This is a genomic window from Lysinibacillus sp. FSL M8-0337, assembly GCF_038593855.1.
In the GTDB taxonomy this organism is placed as follows: domain Bacteria; phylum Bacillota; class Bacilli; order Bacillales_A; family Planococcaceae; genus Lysinibacillus; species Lysinibacillus sphaericus_D.
On record NZ_CP151996.1, the window covers coordinates 3141443 to 3163784 of the forward strand.

34 protein-coding genes and 1 other annotated feature are annotated in these 22342 nt (G+C 38.1%); of the genes, 3 read left to right on the forward strand and 31 right to left on the reverse strand.

The window, feature by feature from the left end:
• Positions 1 to 3: 3 nt before the first annotated feature.
• The 16 genes from MKY08_RS15085 to MKY08_RS15160 all read right to left on the reverse strand — a co-directional run bounded on the left by MKY08_RS15085 (position 4) and on the right by MKY08_RS15160 (position 11404).
• Positions 4 to 531 carry a Spo0B domain-containing protein gene (locus MKY08_RS15085; protein ID WP_024363180.1) on the reverse strand — a complete coding sequence of 176 codons (528 nt, stop codon included), beginning with the start codon at positions 529 to 531 and terminating at the stop codon, positions 4 to 6.
• Between the two features lie 137 nt (positions 532 to 668).
• The gene (rpmA, locus tag MKY08_RS15090; protein ID WP_024363181.1) at positions 669 to 968 is read right to left on the reverse strand and encodes a 50S ribosomal protein L27; all 300 of its coding nucleotides are present in this window, start codon (positions 966 to 968) and stop codon (positions 669 to 671) included.
• Positions 965 to 1321: a ribosomal-processing cysteine protease Prp gene (locus MKY08_RS15095; protein ID WP_024363182.1), complete on the reverse strand. Its 357-nt coding sequence runs from the start codon at positions 1319 to 1321 to the stop codon at positions 965 to 967. Before MKY08_RS15095 ends, rpmA begins: the two co-directional genes overlap by 4 nt.
• A gap of 14 nt (positions 1322 to 1335) precedes the next feature.
• Entirely contained in the window at positions 1336 to 1644 is a 309-nt protein-coding gene (rplU, locus tag MKY08_RS15100) for a 50S ribosomal protein L21 (RefSeq protein WP_010860053.1), read from the reverse strand.
• A gap of 14 nt (positions 1645 to 1658) precedes the next feature.
• Positions 1659 to 1734 (reverse strand) — a sequence feature (ribosomal protein L21 leader region).
• A 45-nt stretch (positions 1735 to 1779) separates the two neighbouring features.
• Positions 1780 to 2391 carry a site-2 protease family protein gene (locus MKY08_RS15105; protein WP_069513301.1) on the reverse strand — a complete coding sequence of 204 codons (612 nt, stop codon included), beginning with the start codon at positions 2389 to 2391 and terminating at the stop codon, positions 1780 to 1782.
• A complete protein-coding gene (locus MKY08_RS15110) occupies positions 2381 to 2935 on the reverse strand; it encodes a M23 family metallopeptidase (protein WP_069513300.1) in 555 nt (184 codons plus the stop codon). Before MKY08_RS15110 ends, MKY08_RS15105 begins: the two co-directional genes overlap by 11 nt.
• 129 nt (positions 2936 to 3064) lie before the next feature.
• Positions 3065 to 3862 carry a septum site-determining protein MinD gene (minD, locus tag MKY08_RS15115; protein WP_069513299.1) on the reverse strand — a complete coding sequence of 266 codons (798 nt, stop codon included), beginning with the start codon at positions 3860 to 3862 and terminating at the stop codon, positions 3065 to 3067.
• A 1-nt stretch (position 3863) separates the two neighbouring features.
• On the reverse strand, positions 3864 to 4532 hold the full coding sequence (minC, locus tag MKY08_RS15120) for a septum site-determining protein MinC (RefSeq protein ID WP_069513298.1): 669 nt from the start codon (positions 4530 to 4532) through the stop codon (positions 3864 to 3866).
• A 29-nt stretch (positions 4533 to 4561) separates the two neighbouring features.
• Positions 4562 to 5086: a rod shape-determining protein MreD gene (mreD, locus tag MKY08_RS15125; RefSeq protein ID WP_024363187.1), complete on the reverse strand. Its 525-nt coding sequence runs from the start codon at positions 5084 to 5086 to the stop codon at positions 4562 to 4564.
• A complete protein-coding gene (mreC, locus tag MKY08_RS15130; RefSeq protein ID WP_069513297.1) occupies positions 5086 to 5997 on the reverse strand; it encodes a rod shape-determining protein MreC in 912 nt (303 codons plus the stop codon). The genes mreD and mreC overlap by 1 nt, the downstream gene beginning before the upstream one ends.
• A gap of 13 nt (positions 5998 to 6010) precedes the next feature.
• A complete protein-coding gene (locus tag MKY08_RS15135; RefSeq protein ID WP_069513296.1) occupies positions 6011 to 7030 on the reverse strand; it encodes a rod shape-determining protein in 1020 nt (339 codons plus the stop codon).
• Positions 7031 to 7954: 924 nt separating this feature from the next.
• Entirely contained in the window at positions 7955 to 8626 is a 672-nt protein-coding gene (gene radC, locus MKY08_RS15140) for a DNA repair protein RadC (RefSeq protein WP_141705613.1), read from the reverse strand.
• 32 nt (positions 8627 to 8658) lie between these two features.
• Positions 8659 to 9252 (reverse strand): Maf family protein, encoded by a 594-nt coding sequence (locus MKY08_RS15145; RefSeq protein WP_069513294.1) that lies wholly within the window; start codon positions 9250 to 9252, stop codon positions 8659 to 8661.
• Positions 9253 to 9350: 98 nt separating this feature from the next.
• Complete coding sequence (locus MKY08_RS15150; RefSeq protein WP_069513293.1) at positions 9351 to 9995, reverse strand: hypothetical protein; 645 nt, start codon at positions 9993 to 9995, stop codon at positions 9351 to 9353.
• A 217-nt stretch (positions 9996 to 10212) separates the two neighbouring features.
• Entirely contained in the window at positions 10213 to 10380 is a 168-nt protein-coding gene (locus MKY08_RS15155; RefSeq protein ID WP_176723236.1) for a hypothetical protein, read from the reverse strand.
• Between the two features lie 136 nt (positions 10381 to 10516).
• Positions 10517 to 11404, reverse strand: a complete 888-nt coding sequence (locus MKY08_RS15160; RefSeq protein ID WP_069513292.1) for a helix-turn-helix domain-containing protein — start codon at positions 11402 to 11404, stop codon at positions 10517 to 10519.
• A gap of 174 nt (positions 11405 to 11578) precedes the next feature.
• Between MKY08_RS15160 and MKY08_RS15165 the strand changes: the two genes are divergently transcribed.
• The 3 genes from MKY08_RS15165 to MKY08_RS15175 all read left to right on the forward strand — a co-directional run bounded on the left by MKY08_RS15165 (position 11579) and on the right by MKY08_RS15175 (position 12646).
• Entirely contained in the window at positions 11579 to 11788 is a 210-nt protein-coding gene (locus MKY08_RS15165) for a helix-turn-helix transcriptional regulator (RefSeq protein ID WP_069513291.1), read from the forward strand.
• 96 nt (positions 11789 to 11884) lie between these two features.
• Positions 11885 to 12406: an SHOCT domain-containing protein gene (locus MKY08_RS15170; RefSeq protein WP_069513290.1), complete on the forward strand. Its 522-nt coding sequence runs from the start codon at positions 11885 to 11887 to the stop codon at positions 12404 to 12406.
• Between the two features lie 12 nt (positions 12407 to 12418).
• Positions 12419 to 12646: a helix-turn-helix domain-containing protein gene (locus MKY08_RS15175; RefSeq protein WP_069513289.1), complete on the forward strand. Its 228-nt coding sequence runs from the start codon at positions 12419 to 12421 to the stop codon at positions 12644 to 12646.
• 48 nt (positions 12647 to 12694) lie between these two features.
• Here the strand turns inward: MKY08_RS15175 and MKY08_RS15180 are convergent, their stop codons facing one another.
• From MKY08_RS15180 to MKY08_RS15250, 15 genes are read right to left on the reverse strand one after another with little or no spacing between them, the layout of a single operon-like run.
• A complete protein-coding gene (locus MKY08_RS15180) occupies positions 12695 to 13438 on the reverse strand; it encodes an N-acetylmuramoyl-L-alanine amidase (protein ID WP_024364669.1) in 744 nt (247 codons plus the stop codon).
• Complete coding sequence (locus MKY08_RS15185; RefSeq protein WP_069512204.1) at positions 13438 to 13698, reverse strand: phage holin; 261 nt, start codon at positions 13696 to 13698, stop codon at positions 13438 to 13440. The genes MKY08_RS15180 and MKY08_RS15185 overlap by 1 nt, the downstream gene beginning before the upstream one ends.
• A complete protein-coding gene (locus tag MKY08_RS15190) occupies positions 13688 to 14002 on the reverse strand; it encodes a hypothetical protein (RefSeq protein ID WP_081327962.1) in 315 nt (104 codons plus the stop codon). Before MKY08_RS15190 ends, MKY08_RS15185 begins: the two co-directional genes overlap by 11 nt.
• Positions 14003 to 14048: 46 nt before the next feature.
• Complete coding sequence (locus tag MKY08_RS15195) at positions 14049 to 14210, reverse strand: hypothetical protein (protein ID WP_176723199.1); 162 nt, start codon at positions 14208 to 14210, stop codon at positions 14049 to 14051.
• Between the two features lies 1 nt (position 14211).
• On the reverse strand, positions 14212 to 14496 hold the full coding sequence (locus MKY08_RS15200; protein WP_069512202.1) for a hypothetical protein: 285 nt from the start codon (positions 14494 to 14496) through the stop codon (positions 14212 to 14214).
• A gap of 11 nt (positions 14497 to 14507) precedes the next feature.
• Positions 14508 to 15266 carry a hypothetical protein gene (locus MKY08_RS15205; protein WP_342533750.1) on the reverse strand — a complete coding sequence of 253 codons (759 nt, stop codon included), beginning with the start codon at positions 15264 to 15266 and terminating at the stop codon, positions 14508 to 14510.
• The gene (locus tag MKY08_RS15210) at positions 15266 to 15613 is read right to left on the reverse strand and encodes a hypothetical protein (RefSeq protein ID WP_069508526.1); all 348 of its coding nucleotides are present in this window, start codon (positions 15611 to 15613) and stop codon (positions 15266 to 15268) included. The genes MKY08_RS15205 and MKY08_RS15210 overlap by 1 nt, the downstream gene beginning before the upstream one ends.
• A complete protein-coding gene (locus tag MKY08_RS15215) occupies positions 15613 to 16431 on the reverse strand; it encodes a putative phage tail protein (RefSeq protein ID WP_081327846.1) in 819 nt (272 codons plus the stop codon). The genes MKY08_RS15210 and MKY08_RS15215 overlap by 1 nt, the downstream gene beginning before the upstream one ends.
• A 10-nt stretch (positions 16432 to 16441) precedes the next feature.
• Complete coding sequence (locus MKY08_RS15220) at positions 16442 to 16789, reverse strand: hypothetical protein (protein WP_069508528.1); 348 nt, start codon at positions 16787 to 16789, stop codon at positions 16442 to 16444.
• The gene (locus MKY08_RS15225; protein WP_069508530.1) at positions 16786 to 17826 is read right to left on the reverse strand and encodes a baseplate J/gp47 family protein; all 1041 of its coding nucleotides are present in this window, start codon (positions 17824 to 17826) and stop codon (positions 16786 to 16788) included. The genes MKY08_RS15220 and MKY08_RS15225 overlap by 4 nt, the downstream gene beginning before the upstream one ends.
• A complete protein-coding gene (locus MKY08_RS15230) occupies positions 17827 to 18273 on the reverse strand; it encodes a DUF2634 domain-containing protein (RefSeq protein ID WP_051147789.1) in 447 nt (148 codons plus the stop codon).
• Positions 18273 to 18632: a DUF2577 domain-containing protein gene (locus MKY08_RS15235; RefSeq protein ID WP_069508532.1), complete on the reverse strand. Its 360-nt coding sequence runs from the start codon at positions 18630 to 18632 to the stop codon at positions 18273 to 18275. Before MKY08_RS15235 ends, MKY08_RS15230 begins: the two co-directional genes overlap by 1 nt.
• Complete coding sequence (locus MKY08_RS15240; protein WP_069508533.1) at positions 18633 to 19610, reverse strand: hypothetical protein; 978 nt, start codon at positions 19608 to 19610, stop codon at positions 18633 to 18635.
• Entirely contained in the window at positions 19610 to 20032 is a 423-nt protein-coding gene (locus tag MKY08_RS15245) for a hypothetical protein (RefSeq protein WP_069508535.1), read from the reverse strand. The genes MKY08_RS15240 and MKY08_RS15245 overlap by 1 nt, the downstream gene beginning before the upstream one ends.
• Before the next feature lie 13 nt (positions 20033 to 20045).
• Positions 20046 to 22172: a phage tail tape measure protein gene (locus MKY08_RS15250; protein WP_069508536.1), complete on the reverse strand. Its 2127-nt coding sequence runs from the start codon at positions 22170 to 22172 to the stop codon at positions 20046 to 20048.
• Positions 22173 to 22342 lie beyond the last annotated feature (170 nt).

Genomic DNA, 22342 nt, shown 5'->3' on the forward strand with positions numbered 1-22342 from the left:
AATTCACTCCCTATTTGCACTCAACACATATTGCCAGCACGTATTTGTCTGCACAATTGTTTGAATGTCGAATTGTTTCAAACCTTTTTCGGTGAATGCGTCTGCACTCCACAGTCCATTTAGCGTAAATGCCAAAACAAATGTATGATCGTCAACACGTACATCAATCGCTAAGCGCTGCTCCGTAAATGGATCTAATGTATCATAAACATGCATAACTGTTTTGTTTAAGTACTCTACAACATCCTTGTCAATATTATTTGTGACTGGTTTTTTGATCTCACCATTAAGCTCCAGCGGTAACGCCGGATAGCGCCATCCTGCTGTTTGTAGCCACTCCATTGTTTGTGGTAATTGTAGACGATTCATGATAGACAATACTCGTAGCTGTTCCGAATAGTGTTGAATAAGTTCTTTCGATTCATCAATTCTACCTAAATCTAAATTCATGCGAATCAGTTGAAGTTGATTCACATAATCATGATTTGCAAAACGTAGTACCTCACTAATGGTTAGTGATTGATTGTTCATCCCATTCACTCCAATAAAGTTATCTTAACTAGTATAACAAGTTTTGATGTATTTTTCCCTTAATTCTTCATTGAAATTTAGCCAAAAAAAGGACTGCAATAAATGCAGTCCTCCGCTTTATGTCTACTTTATTAAAATTAAGCTTCTTGTGTAGCTGGGTATACTGATACTTGTTTGCGATCGCGACCTAAGCGTTCGAATTTAACAACGCCATCCACTTTAGCAAATAGTGTATCATCACCACCACGACCTACGTTTGTACCTGGGTAAATTTTTGTACCGCGTTGACGGTAAAGAATAGAACCACCAGTTACGAATTGGCCATCAGCACGTTTAGCGCCAAGACGTTTAGACTCAGAGTCACGTCCGTTTTTAGTAGAACCTACCCCTTTTTTCGATGCGAAAAGTTGAAGGTCTAATGCTAATAACAATTTCATTCTGTTCCACCTCCTACTTGGTTGTAGTTGATTTGGATATATTGTCCGTAATTTTGCACCATAGAATACACTTGGGCAGTCATCACTTGGACAATTAATTGTAGTTTTGTATCAATTTCAGGCTCTAAATCTGTTGGTAAATCTACCTTCAGGTAGCCTCCACCTTCAGCTGCTTGTTCAACTTCTGGTTGTAATTGTAGTAGCGCATAAATTGCATTTACCGTGCCAATCGCAATGGTAGATGCACCTGCACATACTAAATCTTTACCTGATTCGTCGTACTCAGCATGTCCTGAAAATTCGAATGCAGACACATGTCTATTTTCATCATGATGTATCGTAACTTTTATCATGTTACACCTCACAATTAAGCATTGATTGATTCAACAACTAATTTTGTATAAGGTTGACGGTGACCTTGTTTACGACGGTAGTTCTTTTTAGCTTTCAATTTGAAAACAACGATTTTCTTTTGACGGCCTTCTTTCACAGCTTTAGCTGTTACTGTAGCGCCTTCTACGAATGGAGCTCCAACTTTTACGTTTTCGCCACCTACGAATAGAACTTTATCGAAAGTTACAACCTCGTCAGCTTCTACGCCTAATTTCTCAACATAGATTTCTTGACCAGCTTCTACTTTGATTTGTTTACCACCAGTTTCAATAATTGCGTACATTTTACTGCACCTCCTCTTAGACTCAGACTCGCCTGTATATGAAGGTGATCCAAAGATACTTAAACCTTCCCAGAGCGGTTGTAGTAGCACGGGTGCTACAAACAATAACATTAAAATACTACCACACGAATTCTATCAAGTCAACCTGTTCATTACATATTTCTCAAATGCTACACGATACTTGCGATATTTCCATTCTTTTAGTACTTGTAGCCATATAAATAGGCAAAGAATAGCTAAAAAAATGGTTTGTGGTAAATTTATTAAAGTTATTATGAATAGTATAGAGGCAAAAATGAGAGAAAGCGAATAATAATATTCAACTAATCGCACGCTTGGATAAAATAAAAACAAACAGGCTAATACTATTCTGCCACCGTCGAGTGGAATGATTGGTAAGAGATTGATTGCTAGCAACACTAGTTGTACATTAATTAATCGTGTTGCAATTAACTCCGGCATGAAAAAAGCAAGGCCAATCCCCAGTATTGTGGTGATTGGTCCTCCTAGTGCAATCCAAAGTAGTGAAGATGTCTGCACAGCTGCTGGATTTTCAAATTCAATTTCCCCTCCATAAGGTGAAATAACACATGATTTTATCTTAACGCCACAAAGCATCGCGACCAATAAATGACCCGCTTCATGCCAGAGCAACGAAGTTAAAATAATTGCATAGTAAGCAATTTGGCCACTAAAAATCATGAATAAGATCAGAGGGATACAAAGTAAGTGCAACTTAACTTTCATCGGTCTCCGTCGACTCAAGCCACTGTACAATTTGTTCTAAATTATAATGAGTTTTTTCCTTTTCAATCGAAATATAGAGTTGTCCAGTCTGCTTCATGCCAATTAAATCATTCGCCTGCACAGTCGTATATGGAAGCTGTGCTAAACTATCAAGCATGCCGTAAGTGACGGTTGTACCATCTTCATAGCTAATCGTCATCGTTTTACCTGTATATTTTGTATGGCCTGTAAAAACAACGAGTCCACTTTGCCCCGCATAAACAGGGAGGCCCACTTCATATTGCAACAAAAAACCTTCTTTAAAAACTTGCGCATTGGCGAATGTTAATAGCTCAGTTTGCCCTACATCACTTGAAACCATTATCGTTTCATCCTCTTTTTTAAGCCAACTTTTTCCGAGCTCACTTAAATATGTCATATCTGCTGAAGTTGTTACAAGCTTTCGCACCGGTGTTTCTATTACACCTTGGTCTTCTAATCGAATCACTAGTATGATTGTAGCCACAAGCAAAATCATAACTACCCATTTCCATTTTTTAAACAAGCTCTCATCCTTTTTTCACACTATATGAGGCAGCATGTCCATTCATGCACAAAAAAACGTGCCAGTCACTCACACAATTCAACCTGAACATAAAAAACCTTTCCGCGCATACGCACGAAAAGGTTTAAATTATCTTGAAAACAATGCTTTAATTTTTGAAAACATACCTCTTTGCTCATCCTCTATAGCCATGAGCGGCACAGATTCACCTAAAATACGGCGCGCAATATTACGGTATCCTAAAGATGCTTTATTCGCTGGATCCATTACGATTGGCTCACCTTTATTTGAGGAAGAGATAACACCTTCACTATCGACGATAATACCCAACAGGTCAATTGATAAGTGCGTCGTAATTTCATTGACATCTAGCGTATCGCCATTTTTCATCATATGCTGACGAATACGGTTAATGATAAGTTTTGGCGCAGTAATTTCTTCCTGCTCAAGCAGTCCGATAATTCGATCCGCATCGCGAACAGCAGAAATTTCTGGTGTCGTTACGACAATAGCATGGTCTGCACCAGCTACTGCATTACGATAGCCTTGCTCAATTCCCGCTGGACAATCAATTAAAACATAATCATAGTCTCTTTTTAATTCCTCTACTAAGCTCTCCATTTGCTCAGGTGTGACAGCGTTCTTATCTGTTGTTTGAGCAGCAGGTAATAAAAATAGTTTATCATCTACACGTTTATCTTTAATTAACGCTTGATGGATTTTACAACGTCCTTCAACAACATCAACTAAATCATAAATAATACGGTTTTCGAGACCTAAAATTACATCTAAATTTCTTAAACCAATATCTGTATCTACTAAACATACTTTTTTCCCTTGTAGAGCCAATGCAGTCCCGAGGTTAGCCGTTGTTGTCGTTTTACCGACACCGCCCTTACCTGAGGTTATGACGATTGCTTCTCCCACACTAGCTTCCTCCCTTAGACACATTTAACAATGGTCGAATATTTTTTAACGCATGAATTTGATCGTACGTAATACGCCCATCATAGCCGATAAATGCACAAGCCATGTCTGCTTGATTAATCGCTTTTACATGTTCATCTGACATTGCCTCAACTTGATCGGCAATCATTATATGTGTGGCTTCTAAACGAGATGCCGCAATAATGGCTTCCTTGTTGCCATGTACACCTGCATGCACAATTCCCTTTAGCCTACCAAGGACATATACATTACCACCAGCTTCTACACGTCCATTCGGATTCACATTCCCCACAATTACTATATCCCCCGAGGCACGTAGAATTTGTCCCGACCTGACCACTCCTACATATGTATCTTGTTGGCTTTCTATCATTTTCTGGTTGCTTTCATGGACAGTCAGTACTTCACTTTGCACTTTTGCTACAATTAGCTGTTCCGTTTCTTGAACAATTTTTACTAGCTCTTTTACTTGTTCATCCGAACAGTATCGATAGCCTAAATGTAATTGGACATCTACCTTGCCATCGATACCGCCTTCCGAAACTTTTCCTTTTAGCTCTTCTACTAAATCGGCATACGAACATTGATCGTCTAAACGAAGAACAAAACCGTCCTTTGTCCCCTTCATATTAACTAATTGTTTTTTCATGAATGCCTCACCTCACGTTGCTCTTGTTATTAAGAAACTTCACGTGCTCTCTGTAAGACACGCGCATTAATTAGATACTTGAAGGCCCAACCAAGAATCATTAAAAATAATGTATTAGCAATGATTGTTGGCAGTAGTCGTGATTGTAAGAATTCCGTTAACGGTATTGTTGTAAAAGCGATTAGATAGAAGAATTGATAGAGTACGAATTCTAAAATTGCTACTAAAACAACTGAAATAGTTGTTGTCACAACTAAGTGCTGATGAATTATTTTCACGATAGACCCTGCTAAAAAACAAATAAGTGGATAGAGTACCGAATATAATCCAATAATATCAATGTAAAACACATCATACAAGACACCAAAAAAAAGTCCATACATTACCGCACGTTGACGGCTGTAATAGATGGATATAAATATTAAGTATAAAATTAAAAATCGGGGTACTAGATAATAGATATGCCCACTTACTTCAATCGGTGAAAGCATAGCAAACTCTGGTTCTAGTAAAAATAGCAATACTGCAACAGAGGGAATGAGAAATCGAACCATTACTTTTCCCCCTCTACAGTAGCCTTTTGTGGATTTGATAAATCTTCATTTGTCGCATCACCATCTGAACCATCAATAATTGTCAATGTTCGTTTAGCAATAACAACATTTTCTAAAATCGAAAAATCTGCAGATGGTTTTACATAAGCCATTTTTGTTAAGCCAAAATCATCTGTACTTACTTCCGTAATTTCTCCGATTGGTACACCTTTAGGGAAAATACCACCAAGACCAGAAGAAACTACTTTTTCTCCTTCTTTCACCGTTAAGCTAGAATCGATTCGCTTCATAATGAGTTCATTTCGTTCTTTATCAAAGCCCTCGATTAAACCGTATGCCTCTTTTTCTCCTAAAACCATCGCGGAAACACGGTAGTTAGGATTGTTTGTATATAAAAGCTCTACTTCAGATGTGAAAGGGGTTACGAGCGTAATTTTACCTACTAGCCCTTTCGCTGTCATAACTGCCATATTTTTTTCTACCCCATGAGAAGAACCTTTATCTAAAATAATTTTTTCTTCCCATTGGTCAGGATTTCTAGCAATCACCGTTGCTTGAATTGGATTAAAAGCTTTTAAACTTTCAGCTTTTGAAAGTTCCATTAGCTTTTCATTTTCAGATTTTAAAACCAATGCTTCGGCTTGTACAGCTGCAAAATCTTCTAAGCGTGCTTTTAAACGTTTATTTTCTTCGTACGTGTTTAAGAGGGAGTCAATATTATTAAAAATACCAGTTATGTAATTTGCCGGCTTCGCAACAATAGCTTGTGCGACGCCGACTGTATCTTTAATAATTTGCTCTGGTAAAGTTGCATTCGTCCGATCTCGTAATGAGAAGCTAATCAATGCCACAAGAAAAACCATGCCCACAAGTAGCAGTATTACTTTCTTATTGAAAAAAAACTGTGGCATTGCCTAAACCTCCTTACCCTTTTACTTGTTGTTGACGAATTAAATCAATATGATCTAATGCTTTACCTGTCCCAATAGCGACACAATCTAATGGATCTTCAGCAATAAATACTGGCATATTGGTTTCACGGCTAATAACTTTGTCTAAGTTCGTTAATAACGCGCCACCACCTGTTAACACGATACCTCTCTCCATCACGTCAGCAGATAACTCTGGAGGTGTTTGTTCCAACGTTTTTCGTACACCATCAATAATTGACGATACCGCTTCACGCAATGATTCTGAAATTTCTTGAGATGAAATTTCAATCGTTTTTGGTAAGCCCGTTAATAGGTCACGACCTCTAATCTCCATTTTTTCATCTGGACCTTCAGCAAATGCTGTACCAATCTCCATTTTTACTGCTTCAGCTGTACGCTCACCAATCGTTAAGTTATACGATTTACGGATATAGGAAATGATCGCTTGATCCATTGCATCCCCACCGACACGTACAGACTCACTCGTTACGATACCACCTAAAGAAATAACTGCTACCTCTGTTGTACCACCACCGATATCAACTACCATAGACCCTGTTGGATCCCAAACAGGTAAGTTCGCTCCAATCGCTGCTGCAAATGGCTCCTCAATTGTAAACGCCTCTTTTGCACCTGCTTGACGAGAGGCATCGATAACTGCACGTTGCTCAACCGATGTAATACCATATGGCACACAAATCATCACATTCGGTTTTTTCCAATTACCACCAGAATTTTTACAAGCTTCTTTTAAGTAATATTCAATCATCGCTGTTGTAATATCAAAATCAGCAATAACCCCATCTTTCATCGGACGAATCGCCACGATAGATCCAGGTGTACGGCCAATCATATTTTTTGCATCATTACCAACTGCAACGATATCTCCTGTTTTTGTATTCTTTGCTACTACAGAAGGCTCGCGTAAAACGATGCCCTTCCCTTTAATAAAAACTAATGTATTCGCTGTGCCAAGGTCAATCCCGACATCTTTACTACCTAATCCAAACAAATTGTGTACTCCCTTTCTATTTAAGCCATACTATCGTTGACATAAAATCATACCGTTCATTATAACGGATAAATGCAAGAATTTGTAGTGCCACATACCGCTTCTTGCAGAAAACTTACTATTTTAATTCCCTCGTAAACTAAAAATAGTACGTATAGATTAGCATATTATTTTTTTTCATGTAAGACAACGCATTATAGGCTACCAATTTTTGTGAATGCTATAGATATTTCTACGAATACAATAACGTCATTCAATTAAAAAGGTTCGTTTTGAGTTAACCCACTTTTAAAATTGCTACAACTATACTACTTCTAGATTATACTATAAAAATTTTATCTTTTAAAAACTGATATCTTCTTTGGAAGTATTTACAACCATTTAAAGCCCTTAAGTACCTTTCGCAAAAAATCTAAAAAGAGGCTGGGACAAAAGAGAAAAAGTGTTAGATTGACTGCCATCAATCTAACACTTTATTGCTGCGCGGTTGTTGTTCGCTTCGGTGGTGCTTTCCGCGGGATTCACCGCCTCCGCTACCAACAACTAGTGAGAACTTCTAAATTTTTATTTATTGCAAAAGCAAGACTAGCTAAGTTCTCCATATAGCAAAAATTTATGAACACCTTTCCTATGTTCCTTAAATTTTTTTAGTTATATCCCAGCCTCTTTAAACTTGTCCAAATAACTTCAATGTGCATTACGATGTATCTGAAATAAAAAAGCAATGAGCCGTTTCAAGCGCTTTCTTGGGTTCGTTGCACTTTCTCTTCTTAATCTGTCTCGTAACATATTGCACGCGCTCTACGGAGGATGTTAAAGCCCTTATCTTTATTTCGTTTCGCGCAGAATTTGACATGCCTACAACTTTATCCAACAACAGTTCAATGCACAAACGTATGTAGGAAAGCCTTTACTTTATTAAGACTAAAAATATCCTTTTTCTTTTAAGCTAATAAATTGGTGGTCACCGATAATGATGTGATCCAGTAACTCAATGCCAATAATAAAGCCAGCCTCCTGAATTCTTTTCGTTACCTCAATATCTTCTGGACTGGGGGTAGGTATTCCGCTTGGATGATTATGCGCACAAATAATAGAAGCGGCAGAGCGCTTGACAGCCTCACGGAAGATTTCTCTCGGATGCACAATGGAGGCATTTAGGCTCCCAATAAATATCGTTTTCTTATGCATAATTTGATTTTTGACATTAAGGAAAAGGGCAACAAAATGTTCTTGACTTAGAGAGGTCATATCCGGCATAAGGTATGCAGCGGCATCTTGCGGAGAACGAACGGTAAACTTATCATCATTTTGCTTTTGAGACAAGCGCCGGCCAAGCTCTATGGCAGCCAAAATTTGGATTGCCTTTACCTCCCCTATACCTTTGATGGCAATCATTTCTTCAATGGTTGCATGTTTTAAATGGTGTAAACGTTCAAATGTACTTAACACACGATTCGCCAGTGCAAGAACTGATTCTTCCTTAGTACCTGTCCTTAGTAAAATAGCTAATAGCTCTTGATTCGATAAGCTCATTGCACCTTGACGCAGTAGTCTTTCACGTGGTCGATCTGCCCTATTGACGTCACGAATCATCGTTTTTGGTAAAACATCGGTTGGCAATAGCTTCACTCCTTCGCAAATTGAATAATATGCTTCGCTATCAATTGCGCAAACAACGCTGCAAGTGGTAAGCCTACAACATTGTTGTAATCTCCTTCAATTCGTTCAACTAAAAGGGTTCCAGCTGTTTGAATACCATAACCGCCCGCCTTATCATAAGGGTCTCCAGATGCTACATAGGCTTCTATAAGCTCCTGAGATAAAGTATGGAATACAACTGCTGTTTCTTCTACAAATGTTGTTTCTATACCATTCGGTTCAATGATGGCAACTGCTGTCATCACCGCATGACGCTTGCCTGATAAACGAGATAAGTGTGAAATAGCTTCCTCCCGTGTTTTTGGCTTATGCAGTAACTCATTGTTAAAAACGACGATTGTATCTGCGCCAATAATCGTTGCTGCTGGCACTTTCTTAGCTACATCTCGTGTTTTTAGCAGTGCCACACCTGTTACATAATCCTGCATGGTTGTTGCTTTTACACTTGTCTCTTCTACATCACTTGTTACAATTTCAAACGGAAGGTCCAACATAGCAAGCAGTTCCTTTCGTCGTGGTGAAGCAGAAGCAAGTACTAATTTATGATTTCTTTCAAACATGATTTCACCATTCCTCCTTCTCTCTATCATAACGGAGAATACGGTTTTTGAAAATTTTCAAAAAATCAAGATAACGCTCATATAGCTAACGATTCGACTTAAAATTTCGTTTGAAGACAAGCATTTTTAGACTTATAATGTGCAAAAATTTGAAGACGTACGATACTTAAATCACTAGAAATAGAGGTTGCTGCCTTGCCAATACTTTGCCAATCAGCAGGAAGAGTGGAATCCTTTGTTACCTCTTTAAAATTTAATTTTGTCGTATTTTTATCAGCTAATACTTTTATCACTTCAGCAATTGTCGCCTCCTTGCAACTTTCACCACTAACACTAAACACTTTTTTAAATGTTGGTGGGTCCTTTAGAAACACTAACTCACTTTCTTCGTTCACTATACTTGTCCATACATAAAACTTGCCCTCTACTTCTACAATTGCACTTTCTTGCAATGACGGATGTTCAGAGACAAAGGCACTTGCACTTGCATAATTCGAAAATACGCCCGCTTGACTTGCAAAAAACATAGTTGAGTTTGCAGTACCGCCTGTTGTCGGAATTGTTGCAGATTCTGCCTCGGTTTCGGTTTTATTGTTCGCTACTTCACTTTCCTTTTTTAAAGAAAATTGGGTACTAGCTTGGAGAACCCCTAAAAAAATCGCTACACCAAAAAGCCCAACAATACCACCAATTAGCATTGCACGCACTACTTGTTTTCTAATTACATGACTAACTATTTTCATACGTTCATCACCTCTTCCTTCAACCTATCAAAATCAACATAAAAAAAGACGAGACTGCTGTCGTCTACCATTCATATATTTTATATGATTTAAAATATCTAATATGCCTATTTATTGCATTTTGTATAGAAGTCATTAAATATACTTGCTCAATAAATCAAATAACTTGTTACCAAAATTGTTACCACAGACCGCCCCTAAAAAGGTGGTCTTTTTCCTATCTTCGCACAATATACACTCTTACACGAGATTCTATATACTTCTTTTTATCAACAGGCTTATTAACATTAATGGAAAGCTTTTTAAATTGCATTTCTTCATATTGGTCCATTAAATCAAATATCGTTAATTGCCCTTGTTGTTCCATGTATTCGAAATGAGACATATACTATTCACCTCTCTATAAATAATTTGTTGTTTAAAACATTCCAGATAAGTAAATGATGAAGTCTGTAAGGGGGAATCGCTATGAACTCCAAATTGACTAAACCCCTTTTTCTTTCCCCTATAGTTCATAGCGATCACCATTCTAACCAATTTTCTAAATTGGGTTTACTACATATTTGTGTACTGTTATCACGTTCATTTAACCAATTGTAAAAAGGCACTGGACGTTCTTTATATGGAGTTTCTTCTATAGAGTGTGATTTATATAACCTATTATTTGAACGCTCTACAGCCTTTCTATACGCCCCTACAAATACGGCTCTTAATGTACTTGCTACAGTTAACGTACCTTCTTTAATATCCATAGCAATTTTGAATAGAACATTTTTAGCTTTAATGAAGTCAGATACACTTTGAACCTGTGTAGCCAATACAACCTTGTGCAATTCATCTTTCAAGTTATCAGCTAACGGCAAACTATTCATGAAATCGAACAGCATAACTTGATACTCATTCATATACTCTTTTTTCTTTTCTGCATGCAAAGCCAATTCATTACCAAGACTCATAATATTATTTGCTTGTTTAGAACTTAAAAGATTAAATGAATTAGATGGTTGGTTTTCAGATTGTGGACGACAAACCTCGTCATTACTAGCTTCATCGGATGTCATTCGTTGGGACACGCTCGATGGGACATAAGGTAAAATGCGATAAATACTAGCCCCTTTGATGCCGTTTAATTTCGTTCCTGGTACTTTTTCAATGATGCCTAATGACTCTAATTTTTTAACACTTCGATAAACTGTCTTGGTACTGATCTCCAATGCATCAGCAATTGTAGAAGCTTTTAAATGACATGCTCCAGTATGTTCCAAACTGTGAGAAGCAAGTTTATAAACGATGGCACGCTCTGATTCTGTTAAATCGTAATAATGAGCCGCCATGTGATCCTCCACACTCTTATCCATATCTGCTACTGATTCGAATGTTATATATTGAGCTAAGTATTCAAATGCCATCGTTTTCACCTCGCTTTCACTTAAAAGTGTAAAAATTACACTCTTTGATAATAATATATCCCACACTAATGAAAATGTAAATAAAATTACACTAAAAAGTGAAATTATATTTTATTTCAGTGTATTTATAAGATATAATAGTGGTAACAATAATTATTGAGGTGGTGTAAAAACATGAGCATGGCAAAGAAAATTAAGTTGTTAATGGTTGAAAGAGATGTAACAGCTGGTAAACTGGCTGAAATGTTAGGCACTTCCCAATCCAATATTTCTAATAAGCTAAAGAGAGATAATTTTAGTGAAAATGAATTAGAGGAAATCGCAAACGCATTAGATGCAAAATATGAGGCTCATTTTGTTTTAGAGGATGGACGCAAATTTTAAGTAACAGATAACTAATTGGTTGTCTGTTTTTTTATATGTACTATTGGTAAGATTTTCTATAGAATGAAATTACAATTATCTGTAAGGAGCGATTACATGGATACAATAGCAGAAACAATAAAATTTGCAGGCTTTGGAAAGAAGAAAGCAATGTCTAAACAGATTCAAATGTTTGATGATAAGCTCACAGATCAAGGTGAAACACTACTTGCTGTATGTGCATCTGTAAAAGGTACAAAACAGCTTTATGTAACAGACAAACGTATTATCTTACATGAAATCAAAGGTATTGTTTCAAATGATGAAAGAAGCATCCCTTTATCCTCGATTAGCAGCATTAACATTTCTAATAAGCTTGTTTACTCAAAGATTGAAATCGTATCTACTGGAAACAAAGCAATCATTGACGATGTACCAGCGCATATTGCACTTGAAATTAAAGCAGGTATTGAGAACTTAAAAACAATGGCCAAAACATCATCTGCTCCTGCAGCTAAAGAGAAAAAGGATATGTTTGATGTTGCCGATGAAATTCGTGAATTGAAAGACTTATTGGATGATGGGATATTAACGCAAGAAGAATTTGACGCGAAGAAAAAACAATTATTAGGGATATAGAGGGTGATTAATATGTTTACACTAAATGATGTCATGACTATTCCAGAAGCTTCTGAAAGATGGGGTATAAGTAATGATACAATACATAGTCGAATCCGCACTATTGCGAAAGATGATGCGAAATTTCAAGCAGCATTTGAGGCAGGATTAATAAAAAAATCACATGGGGCATGGTTAATAACGTCTTCATTAATGAAAATGTGGTTTGGATCAGAAGTAAAAATAAAAGACAATGAATAGATTAAAAAAAGCCCAGGCTCAAAATTAATTGAGTACCTGGGCTTTAAATCATTCAGCTACAATATTTGTTACCTGGGCTAACTTAGCTGTTTTAATTTTACTAGCTCCCGCTTGTGCTGCAGCCATTCCAGTAAATGTACCTGTTTTAACACGCCATTTAACACCATCTTGCTCACTATACGCAACCCATCCGAAACGATGTTTTAATACATCTAAGACATTTTCGGCAGCTTGTCGTGTGGCGTATGTGCCAGTAAGTACACGGTATTTATTATTATCGCTAACTGGTTTTTGTTGCTGTACATTACCACTTGCATTTTTAACCATTGTAATAAATTGTGACCATGTAATTTTACCTTCACGTACATTTCGAGGGCAATTTTTGCCGCTAAAATAATTGTGCTGAACAACATTACTAATTGGAATGTTTTCATCCTTCATGATTTTGGCAACTAACTCTGCAGCATTTTGCATTGCCTTTGGATAGTTACCATCACCATTTACGCAAACCTCTACTTGTATACCTTGATTATTACCTGTCGTGCTTCCTGCTGCCCAACATCTCCAAGCATGTTCAAAAGATTGTACAGCTTCTTTGTCGTCCACAGTATAATGCCAGGAAGCTGAACGACTATTACCATTGTATTGTAAACGTGCGTGCGCGTCTGCATCTGCTCCGGAACGTGTATTATCTGTTTCATGAACAACGATAAACTTTTTAGCGTTTCCTTTTCCATAAGTAACCTTGTTCGCTTGTACGTCAGGTACTAATTTTTTACGAGTTACAACCATTATTGTCCACCGTCCTTAGGTTTGTCATAATCCATTGCCTGCGTGCTATCTGACGCCCCTTTTGTTGTAGGGTCGATGATAATACCAAGCAATCCTAAAATACTTAATACCGTCTCTGAAAGAGCAGTAATTTGTGCATTATAAATCGTAATATCAACATAAAAAATGCCCGCAATTTGATTAGCGAGCACAATAAGTAATGCAATTAATGACACCCAAAATTGCTTATGTTGTAAACGTACTTTCCAATTAATTTTCATACACTTTATCCCCCAATTCATCGATTCGTTTGTGCGCTTGCTTACTTGATTCTTCAACGCGTGTAACACGTTCTGATAAGTCCATACGCGCCTTTTGCTCGACTTTCATGTCAACTCGTATGTTTTCTACACCGTTATTAATAGAATCTAATTTCGTACTGATAACGGCTGATTCTGCAGCACTTTGTTGCACGTCTTTATCTCTGTTTTTCAAAAATGCGAGGTATGTGAAAAGCATCCCAAACAAAGCACTTAGCACACCTACGATAGCTGTTAATTCCATTACAACACTTCCTTTTTCCATAATAAAAGCCCTCCACAAAGTGGAAGGCATAAAAATAACGCTAAGCCTATGCTTGCGTTTGTTGTGCGTCTATTTCTGTTAGTAGCTGTGTATATTCATCATCTTTCAATTGGTTATTAGCGTAAAAAACATTCACTTTATTCTGCATAGCAGCCTGCTCATAACGTTTACGCTCAATTAAAAACTTACATAATTCATATACTGTCATTTTAGTTTCCTCCCAATCCTAGCTCACTACGTGATACTAGGTATTCAGTGTTTAATAATGTTTGTGCCTGCATTTCTTCAACTGTTGGCTGTGGTTCGATTGGTGTTGGCTCTGGAATGACAGGAGCTGTGAACTCTCCTGTTTCACTATTGTAATCCCAACCTTCTTGAATATCATTACGTCCTGTAATATCAATAAAGAGTAAATCATCAGGATAAGGTGGTCTTTTCACTTCCTCAAAAATCCAATAAGCTTTATTGTCTACAATTTGTGCATAACGTCGCATTTGTTTGCCTCCTACCATTCAATGATTACTAATCCTTTGCCGCCATTTCCGCCAGATTGGTTCGCGATACCACCTCCGCCGCCCGCACCTGCGCCACCTATACCTCCGCCACCGTCGCCGCCAGCTTGATAGCCACCACCTCCACCAGTTGCAGCTCCACCTTGAGGGTTGCCATATGGCCTACCTGCGTTTGCGAAAAAGCTATCATTACCGCCGTCTGCGCCCCTTACAGAATACCAACTAGTGGATGAGCCACCTCTACCGGGAAGATGGTTTTGTGACCCAGCTATATATTGCGCCCCCCAACCTCCTAAACAACTAAATCCCATTGCAGATGACGTGCCGCCTGCGCCAGCATTTACTGACTGAGAAGCACCCATAGATGGCGCGCCACTTCCGCCATTACCTACTACTATAGGATATCCGTTACCAGGCACTACGTTTGTTGCCAAGCGATAAATGTAAGCACCTCCACCTCCGCCAACGGACGCGGTAGTTGCACCTCCACCTCCGCCGCCACCTCCGCCACCGAAAATGGTTAACCACACTTTTCTGACACCATCTGGGCACGTCCAACTGTAGCTTCCATTAGTATCGAAAATTGCAGTTCCACCTGTATTACCTAATTTATCTAGTTTTGTATTTGCGTTAGCTACATCTTGCTTAACTTGGTCTACACTTGTTTTTGTTAAATTAGTAGTATTTTTAATATCATCGACTGTAGTTTTAATTTCTTGTTGCTTTTCATAACTTGGCATATTATAAGGCATTATTCAGCTACCTCCACGTATTCCATAGTTGGACAATTTAATGTATCGTTCCACCCTAACACTACTTGTATCTTTTTATTAGCACCATTTACAAACTGATTATGTTTAGCCATATTTCCCGAATGTGTATCAAGTTCTTGTTTCACTGTGCTTGATTCTTGCTTGACCTCATTAATTGCTCCAGCCAATGTTTTATCAACGGTCTCTAAATCGGGAATAGATGCTGTCCCTTCCTTTAGTTCACTAATTGCAGCATCCAAGACATCCATATTTTCATTAATGTCTGTGATTAATACGTTGTCTGTTGATCCGGGCTTCTTTAAACCCAAATTGGGTGTATGTTCCATTAGCTCACCTCATTTTCATATATCTTAATTTCATCCCAGGTCATGTTTGTTACACTTCCCCAGGTTCTATTGCTGACAAATTCCCAAACGTTGAAGGTATACGCATAACCGAACTCTAAATGTGCTGGCACAATGATTTCAATTGCTTGTATAAGACCTTCCAAGTTATCAGGAATGCCCTTTGTACCAACAAATTTGATTTCATATACGCCAGGTATATTTGTTGGGTTAATGTCTACTTCACCATTACTATAAGCAGAAGCTACGGCTTTAATTGTCTCTTTAGTCGTTTGGTCAAAGCTTGCTCGATTTCTTGAAGAAATCTGTTCCCTACGTTGGTCATAGCGTAGTGTGTTATTTGGTTTAATGCCAAGATCACGTTCATAAATAGGCAAGGCTTCAATGGCCGTATCGATAAAAATGTTTCTATTTACAATTTCAAGCTGTTGTTCTGTATTTCGAAGCTCCCGATCATCGGCTGTAAGTATCGTTCTAAAGGTATTGGATTTACGCTCATACAAAGGTAAATACTTCATCATGTCCGATAGATAATCTTTTGTGGAAACAACAATACTTGTAATCATTTCAGCTCTTGTCTGCATGATAATAGGTGATTGAACCACCTTAACACCTTGGGTAATCTGCTCTGTGATGACCTCATTTGTTGCACCGGTTGAAGCAATTGAAACACCTTGCGTCTGTAGCTCTGTTTCAGTAATCATCAAGGCAAGTCTAAAGCACTCCCATTGGTGCGGTGTTAGATCGCCCCAGGTAAACACTGACACTTGGCCCCATTCAGATTGTGGTATTGCATGCATGGTTTATCACCTACCTCAATCGGACAATTAAATAGTTTTTAGGAATCTTGTATTGGCTAGATATATCGATGTTTTTCGTAAACTCTGCTTGCGATTTAAACAGCAAATTACCACCTGTTTTAGCATCAAGAATCCCAATGTGCGTAATATCTCCCCATGACTCTGCAGCAATAGGAAACAGAATATCAGCGCTGTTGGATGTTTGGCCATCTGTAGGTGATGCAAATACGCCTAGTTGTCGTGAGTAGCTTGCTGTAGTTACTTCAATGTCTCCATTGAACAAGGCAACAAAGACTGGCGTTGTTCGTAAATTGTCCGTTAGAACTTTATTTTTTAAATACACTGTCATGTGATTCATTCATTAATACCTCCCATTACTGGCACCCCATCATCAGGAATAACCACATTAGCAGTTGATCCATTGATTAATAGATTCTGATAATCTAAAACACCATCACTATCAATAATGAGCGCCCCAACCTTTGCATAGCTTACAAATGATGTTTTAAAAGCTATCTCTTTCAAATGCGTTGTAATGTTCTTTTTAATATTTGTTTTGACTACTTCCTCTGTGTAACCAGGCATTAATGATAAGGCTACTGACAGATTAATTAATAACGCTTCTGCAGATTTAACAAGCAAATCCTCAACGCCAAACGGCATTTCTATTTCAATATGCATTTTTACATCTTCAATTAATTCGCTCGTTGCGGGTAATTTGTTCGCATCGATCACGACCACTTTCATTGTCAGTGGACCATTATAGCGCGGAAATACTTTCGCATCACCAACACCTGTTACTTCTAATGCCCATTCACGATATTGATATTTGTTTCCGGCTTTACCTGGACGCTGTAACTTATCGTAATAGCGTTGGCGTAAATCATAATCTGTTTCCTCATCGTAACCATCAACAACAGCATCAGGATTGTACACATTCACCAAACCATTGATAGATGCAGGGAAATTTATAATGGTGTTCGCTGGCACGTTTCCTATTTGGCCAAACTCATTACATTGCACTCGAACATGAGCAAAACCACTTTCATTTAGAACAGCTTCTTCAAGGACTGTGTATAAAATTGTGTCTGTACCAACTAACTCGCCAACTTTTACAAGTGTGCCAGCTGTACCCGAAACAATGACGGTTGTTGTTGCTTGTGTAGCAGGTTTACGGCTAATTCCTGTGCGTTGATAAACAAATCGAGTAAGCTCGTCACCGGTTAATTTTTCAACATCCAGTTTTTCTTGTACTGCAGCAATTTTCTTTTGTTGTCCAGCAAATTCTACGGCCACCGGCTTTGTCACATCATAAACAAAGTTACCTTTAGACTTATCGTAATCATTGCTAATATTGGTCATCATTCGATCATGAATGATTTTTTCATCTTCCATCTACGCTGCCACCTTCTTTATTGGCTCGTCAATTTCGAATGCACCTTCTACCGTGACGACTCTAAATTTTATCCGCATCCATTTTCCATCATGGCTAAACTGCCATTCCTGAATCTCTTGAATGTGTGTATGTTCTAACAATGAAGCTGTAACCTCGCGTTTAATTTCTGCTTCAATAAAGGCACGTGGTAGGCTAGAACCTATTAAATCCTCTAATGTCACGCCATAAGGAATATCTTTATAAATCCTAAAGCGAAAGCGCTCAGTCTTTAACACTTTTAAAATCCATTGCTTTAAGGTTTCCAAGCCATGAATCTCAATCATTTTTCCATTTTTAAAGACAAAATCACCTTTATCAAAGTCATACAAAAAAGACTTACCAAGTGGAGGTAAGTCCGTTTCAATTTCTTGCGTATTAAATTCTAGTTGAGCAATCTTAGGTAACATTATTCGAACCTCACCGCCCTACCTACAACAAAATAAAGCTGTTCATCTGCAGTTGGTAACAATATTACCTCGTCACCTTCTTTTAGCGTGTCTTTTGTTTTAGATTTCACTTCTTTCGCTTCAAATGATTGAAGTTGATTATCTGTAAATCGAATATCACCCTCTAGCTCAATTTCACGTTCATAATCTTCAAGGACATGAGCAGCAAAAACTAATTGACTATTACTAAGAATGACGGTTTCATTTAACCGTATTTGAGCACTAGGAGGTGGCGAAATAACAATGCCTGTAGACATTGACACTTGCTTAGGATTTTCATTTTCTTTTAACATCCTTGCTAAAGTTGTAATAGGATCCATTTACTTCACCTCTAACGTAGGTTTCATTGTGTGTATGCCTTTGCTAATCGTATGCAATACATCTTTAATCAAGAAAGTACCCTTAATGCCTGTAGTTGGTTCTTCTAGTGCGAATAGACGGCCTGCTCTAAAATCATCATGGCCCATCAAATCAACGCTATTTTCTTCTGACACTTTTGATAACTGCTTTAATTCATTTTCAGCCACCTGTTTAGCGCTTTTCTTTTCATTTTGATCTAGCTTTATCACTTTAGTAATACGGCCATACTTCTCAGCCATTTTATTATCAGACTTGGTTAAAACTACTTTGTCATTGTTACCAACAACCTGAATTGTATTAGCCATTTCTGTAATGCTACGCCTTTTAGAAGGGTTCATAAGCGCTGAATGAATATCATATTGTGGACCACCTTCAAATAATCGAAATGTACCGGTTACTACTACATCACTTTGTTTTTCGATGTATAGTTTGCCCTGGCGCATTTCCATGAGATATTTTACGCCTAATGATTGTTCTGCAGTCGTTAGAATGTCTTTGATAATTTCGCTTACTTTTTTATCATTGAATATTTCCGTAATGGCTTTGGGAATAGATACGATGTTACCTATTTGGATATTAAAATCTTTAGCTATTTTCTTGATACAAGCGTCTGCAGACAATTTATTAAACTGATATACAGCTGTAGATTTATTTAAGTAAAAGGCATAATCAAAGGCAGCGTATGCAATTGGTGATCTTCCATTTTTCAACTCGTCCACAATAATAGCTCGCGTTATTTCCTTACCATTGTTGTATAGAGCCACCATATCACCAATATCACATGGATTCACAGGGAAGTAATTTGTATCAGTAAAAGCGATACTAAAATTAATTTCGTCCCCTAATTCCTCCATGTTGCTACGCCAGGTTAATGTGCCAAGCAAAGGTGTAATATTTGTCATGGTATCACCTTTAATTAGCCATAGTTCATGAGCCATCATTTCACCTTCTTTGTTTCTAAAATAATCTCTTTAAATTCTGATAGAGCCAACGAATAATAAACATCACCTGAACCATCTTGTAGCCCTGACTCAAAGTTTTCAATCGTCACTAGCATATTAATAGGAGTATTGGACATAATCAGTCGAATCGGCATTCTTTTGTCTATCCAGCCCTCAATGATCTCGTAATACTCCCACCCAAAATATTTATTGTTTCGTGAAAATGGATACACCTTTGAAGGAAAAAAAGAATCAATCGTAAGAGATTTCAAGCCTCTACGACCAAGTAATTTAATGTCACCTTGATTAATCGTAGTGAAAACTTCATTATTCACAGGGCTAGGAATTTTAAATTCAGCTGGCACTATAGGAAGTTGAATAATCTGCTTGCGGTCCATTGTACTTAAAAAAATATCCATCTATTCAACCTCCCTATAAATTGGCCAATCTTAATTGTAGTAATGGCACAAGTTCATTCGCCACTTCCATTGCTGTAACACCTTTAGCATTTAAGTTTTCAATAATTACCTGTACATTGCTGTTATTTGCAGTTGCGGGCTGAGGGGTACTTCCTGTAGTTGTAGGCGTCGCTACAGCAACAGGTGACGGTTGAACCATTTTATCTATGTTATCAATATTCCCACCTGCAGCACGTACACGTTCAGCTTGTCGAGCTGGAATAATCATTTCGCCTTTATGGATTTGTGCTAGGTGATCCTCCTCAATACGGTTAGAACCAACATCATACTGCGGTACTTTACCACCCGCTGAGGCTTTATTAATACTGTCCACACCCGTTTTTACATCTCCCCAACTGACTTTAGGGACAATGGGGATGTTTACACCAGGGATTTTATTAATTACCTTAATAAGCCCATTGAGCTTATCGATAACAAAATTAACACCACTTCCAGCCGCGCTTTTAATAGTGTTCCACGTTGTATCCCAACCAGCGCGAACCTTGTCCCAATTTTGATATAGCGTGATTCCTGCAGCAATGAGTGCTCCGATTGGACCAGCTACAAGTGCTAGCATTGGATTATCGAGTAATCTTTGCCACAATTCACTTGCTTTTTGTTTTACAACATCCCAATTTCGATATAGTAAAACACCTGCAGCAACTACTGCTGCAATTCCGATTACTACCCAAGTAAGTGGACTAGCAAGCATTGCCGTGTTCATTGCCCATTGTCCTGCTGTTGCAAGTCCCATAGCTGTTTTAAAGCCTTGCACCATCGTGGTAACAGTAGTAATCACTTTTAAAGTGCCCATTCCAACCGCTAGTACACCAGCTGCTGTGCTCACTCCAATGAGCGTTTCTTTAATTGGTCCCCAGTTCTCTCTCACTGTATTACCAAATTCAAAAGCCTTTTCCACAATACCTTGAATTTTCGGTACTAATTCATCAGCTTTTTGAGCAACTCCTTGTAAAAATTCTTGTGCGCCTGCACCGTTTACAACATCGGCTATACCGGTCTGCAACTCTCGCCATGACTGTGTTAATTTCGATTTAAAGCTACTTTGTAGTGCATCGGCTGCTCGTCCTGTTGCTCCTTCGAAACCTTCAACGGCTGCTGCTGAATCAGCCATTGATAAAATAACATCTTCGCGCACATCTTCCCATTTAGTACCAAATAATGCTACACCTGCGGCATTTCTTTCAATAGGATTCTTCATTGCTGCTAAACCTGCAATTGTAGCCTGAAATGCCGTATTAGCTTCTTCACCGCCTGTTGCGAATTTTTTGGCCATTTCCTCTGCATTAAAACCTATTGCTTTGAAACCTTCTGCTGTTGTCTTAGATTCATCAATAACACGAATACCTAACTCTTTAACACCATCTGCCACAAAATCCATGTTGAATGCACCATTTTCAGCACCTCGAATTAAGATTCCTGTAAATTCTTCAGCGCTCAGTCCTAGCTTACTAAAATGCATACTGTATTCGCTAAACGTATCAAGTAGGTCGTCTGAATAATCACCAGTTTTTTGGAATGCAAAAGTCATTAAATCTAATGCTTTATTTTCTCCTAACCCATTAAAATTGTTGGTCATTGCTTGGACAGCTCTACCTACTTCTTTCGATTCAGATCCCCAAGCTTGTGAAATAGTTGCAGCTCCTTTGGCTACCTCTGTTAATGAATCTCCTTTTAAATTTTTAAACATAGCACTTAAAGTAGAAACATCATCAGCTACTTGATCCATGTTTTCACCAAACCCTGCTTTGAACACATCTTTGGCCACATTTTCAAGGCCTTTTAATTCAGCGCCTGTTGCTCCTGTACGTGCTTCTAAGCGTTTGAAAGCTCCATCTGTATCAACTATCGATTTTGCAACACTTGCGCCAAATGCAGCGATTCCAGTTGCACCCAAAGCACCAGCGCCCATTGCTACTGATTTAAAAACTCTAGTTGCCCCTTGTCCAAAGCGTTGAATCTGATTACCTACTCTTACAACACCCCGACCAAAATCATCTGCTCGATCACCGGCCCGCCTTAAATTACTGGAAAAATCACGATCTTGTAATGTAAGAACTGCCGATATAACCCTATTCGCCAATTCCTCACCGCCTTTACAAAAGAAAAAAGCTAGAACGGTACTGTTACCATCGCTCCAGCTTTTACATATTTGTTTCTTTCCTCTAGTTCCTTATCCAAACTTGCTGTCATGAACAACTTCTCGTCATAAGGTAAATTTAACAATTCATCAAGTTTGCGGCCCTTTTGAAC

What these genes read in the sequence shown, in the direction of transcription:
- MKY08_RS15105 (WP_069513301.1), bottom strand. Translation starts at nt 2,391, where the DNA reads ATGAAAGTTAAGTTGCACTTACTTTGTATCCCTCTGATCTTATTCATG.
- MKY08_RS15175 (WP_069513289.1), top strand. Translation starts at nt 12,419, where the DNA reads ATGTTTACACTAAATGATGTCATGACTATTCCAGAAGCTTCTGAAAGA.
- MKY08_RS15230 (WP_051147789.1), bottom strand. Translation starts at nt 18,273, where the DNA reads ATGTTACCTAAGATTGCTCAACTAGAATTTAATACGCAAGAAATTGAA.
- mreC (WP_069513297.1), bottom strand. Translation starts at nt 5,997, where the DNA reads ATGCCACAGTTTTTTTTCAATAAGAAAGTAATACTGCTACTTGTGGGC.
- MKY08_RS15195 (WP_176723199.1), bottom strand. Translation starts at nt 14,210, where the DNA reads ATGACAGTATATGAATTATGTAAGTTTTTAATTGAGCGTAAACGTTAT.
- rpmA (WP_024363181.1), bottom strand. Translation starts at nt 968, where the DNA reads ATGAAATTGTTATTAGCATTAGACCTTCAACTTTTCGCATCGAAAAAA.
- MKY08_RS15180 (WP_024364669.1), bottom strand. Translation starts at nt 13,438, where the DNA reads ATGGTTGTAACTCGTAAAAAATTAGTACCTGACGTACAAGCGAACAAG.
- rplU (WP_010860053.1), bottom strand. Translation starts at nt 1,644, where the DNA reads ATGTACGCAATTATTGAAACTGGTGGTAAACAAATCAAAGTAGAAGCT.
- MKY08_RS15185 (WP_069512204.1), bottom strand. Translation starts at nt 13,698, where the DNA reads ATGAAAATTAATTGGAAAGTACGTTTACAACATAAGCAATTTTGGGTG.
- MKY08_RS15240 (WP_069508533.1), bottom strand. Translation starts at nt 19,610, where the DNA reads ATGGCTCATGAACTATGGCTAATTAAAGGTGATACCATGACAAATATT.
- MKY08_RS15155 (WP_176723236.1), bottom strand. Translation starts at nt 10,380, where the DNA reads ATGTCTCATTTCGAATACATGGAACAACAAGGGCAATTAACGATATTT.
- MKY08_RS15095 (WP_024363182.1), bottom strand. Translation starts at nt 1,321, where the DNA reads ATGATAAAAGTTACGATACATCATGATGAAAATAGACATGTGTCTGCA.
- MKY08_RS15210 (WP_069508526.1), bottom strand. Translation starts at nt 15,613, where the DNA reads ATGGAACATACACCCAATTTGGGTTTAAAGAAGCCCGGATCAACAGAC.
- MKY08_RS15205 (WP_342533750.1), bottom strand. Translation starts at nt 15,266, where the DNA reads ATGCCTTATAATATGCCAAGTTATGAAAAGCAACAAGAAATTAAAACT.
- MKY08_RS15085 (WP_024363180.1), bottom strand. Translation starts at nt 531, where the DNA reads ATGAACAATCAATCACTAACCATTAGTGAGGTACTACGTTTTGCAAAT.
- MKY08_RS15165 (WP_069513291.1), top strand. Translation starts at nt 11,579, where the DNA reads ATGAGCATGGCAAAGAAAATTAAGTTGTTAATGGTTGAAAGAGATGTA.
- MKY08_RS15245 (WP_069508535.1), bottom strand. Translation starts at nt 20,032, where the DNA reads ATGGATATTTTTTTAAGTACAATGGACCGCAAGCAGATTATTCAACTT.
- MKY08_RS15235 (WP_069508532.1), bottom strand. Translation starts at nt 18,632, where the DNA reads ATGGATCCTATTACAACTTTAGCAAGGATGTTAAAAGAAAATGAAAAT.
- MKY08_RS15215 (WP_081327846.1), bottom strand. Translation starts at nt 16,431, where the DNA reads ATGCATGCAATACCACAATCTGAATGGGGCCAAGTGTCAGTGTTTACC.
- mreD (WP_024363187.1), bottom strand. Translation starts at nt 5,086, where the DNA reads ATGGTTCGATTTCTCATTCCCTCTGTTGCAGTATTGCTATTTTTACTA.
- MKY08_RS15170 (WP_069513290.1), top strand. Translation starts at nt 11,885, where the DNA reads ATGGATACAATAGCAGAAACAATAAAATTTGCAGGCTTTGGAAAGAAG.
- MKY08_RS15190 (WP_081327962.1), bottom strand. Translation starts at nt 14,002, where the DNA reads ATGGAAAAAGGAAGTGTTGTAATGGAATTAACAGCTATCGTAGGTGTG.
- minC (WP_069513298.1), bottom strand. Translation starts at nt 4,532, where the DNA reads ATGAAAAAACAATTAGTTAATATGAAGGGGACAAAGGACGGTTTTGTT.
- MKY08_RS15160 (WP_069513292.1), bottom strand. Translation starts at nt 11,404, where the DNA reads ATGGCATTTGAATACTTAGCTCAATATATAACATTCGAATCAGTAGCA.
- MKY08_RS15225 (WP_069508530.1), bottom strand. Translation starts at nt 17,826, where the DNA reads ATGGAAGATGAAAAAATCATTCATGATCGAATGATGACCAATATTAGC.
- MKY08_RS15200 (WP_069512202.1), bottom strand. Translation starts at nt 14,496, where the DNA reads ATGCGACGTTATGCACAAATTGTAGACAATAAAGCTTATTGGATTTTT.
- MKY08_RS15145 (WP_069513294.1), bottom strand. Translation starts at nt 9,252, where the DNA reads ATGTTTGAAAGAAATCATAAATTAGTACTTGCTTCTGCTTCACCACGA.
- MKY08_RS15220 (WP_069508528.1), bottom strand. Translation starts at nt 16,789, where the DNA reads ATGAATCACATGACAGTGTATTTAAAAAATAAAGTTCTAACGGACAAT.
- MKY08_RS15150 (WP_069513293.1), bottom strand. Translation starts at nt 9,995, where the DNA reads ATGAAAATAGTTAGTCATGTAATTAGAAAACAAGTAGTGCGTGCAATG.
- radC (WP_141705613.1), bottom strand. Translation starts at nt 8,626, where the DNA reads ATGATTCGTGACGTCAATAGGGCAGATCGACCACGTGAAAGACTACTG.